Source organism: Vibrio sp. 1727 (assembly GCF_033344415.1).
In the GTDB taxonomy this organism is placed as follows: Bacteria; Pseudomonadota; Gammaproteobacteria; order Enterobacterales; family Vibrionaceae; genus Vibrio; species Vibrio alginolyticus.
The window spans coordinates 1-877 of sequence record NZ_JAWPOT010000137.1 but is presented as its reverse complement, the minus strand read 5'-3'; the positions used below and the strand labels follow the sequence as shown (position 1 = coordinate 877).

At 45.8% G+C, this 877-nt stretch carries 1 protein-coding gene; it reads right to left on the bottom strand.

Annotation, left to right across the window (positions count from 1 at the left end):
• Positions 1 to 877 (bottom strand): ABC transporter ATP-binding protein (locus R8O10_RS24340; protein ID WP_318191835.1); only part of this gene is annotated, 877 nt, incomplete at both ends.

Sequence of the window (877 nt, the reverse complement as noted above, 5' to 3'; positions counted from 1 at the left end):
GCTCAAGCACAGTGACCGCACTGTCTTCATCCGACTGAATTTGGACATGTTGTGGTCGCAGTAGTAATGAACAAGCAGATTGCATTTGAATCTCTTGCTGTGCACTCGCCTCAACTACACCAATATGGGTTTCGTATTCCGTATCTGAAATGCGCGTTGCGGCTAGGTAGCTACCACCACCTAAGAAGTCTGCAACAAACTTGCTCGAAGGTTGGTAGTAGAGTTCTGAAGCCGTGCCGTATTGCTCAATAACACCGTGGTTCATCACCGCCATTTTGTCGGCAAACGCAAATGCTTCTTCACGACTGTGAGTCACGAAAATCGCTGTAACGCCTTGTGCCTTAAAAATCTTACGGATCTCGCTGATTAACTCGTGACGAACCTGAGTATCAATATTCGAAAACGGTTCATCCAAAAGCAGTAAATCAGGGCTGTAAGCCAGAGAACGGGCAATCGCAACGCGCTGCTGTTGCCCACCAGAAAGCTGATGTGGATAACGATCGGCGTAACCTTGAAGGTGCACGAGTTCTAGCATTTCATCGACTTTCGCGCGCTTTTCCTTTGCAGCTTGATGCTTCAAACCAAAGGCTATATTTTGCGCAACTGTCAGATGAGGAAATAGTGCATAATCTTGGAAGATCATTCCGATATTGCGCTCTTCTGGCGGCAACCAATTTTCACCATCATCAATCGTCTGACAATTTAAGCTCATTTGACCAGAAGTAAGAGGCAGCAAACCAGCAATCGCTTTCAACAATGTCGTTTTGCCACAACCACTCGCCCCTAAAAGACAAACGATTTGCCCCTGTTCAACTTCAAGCGACAAAGACTCTAAAACGGTTTGAGCATCGTATTGGCAAGTTAGGTTTTTAATTGA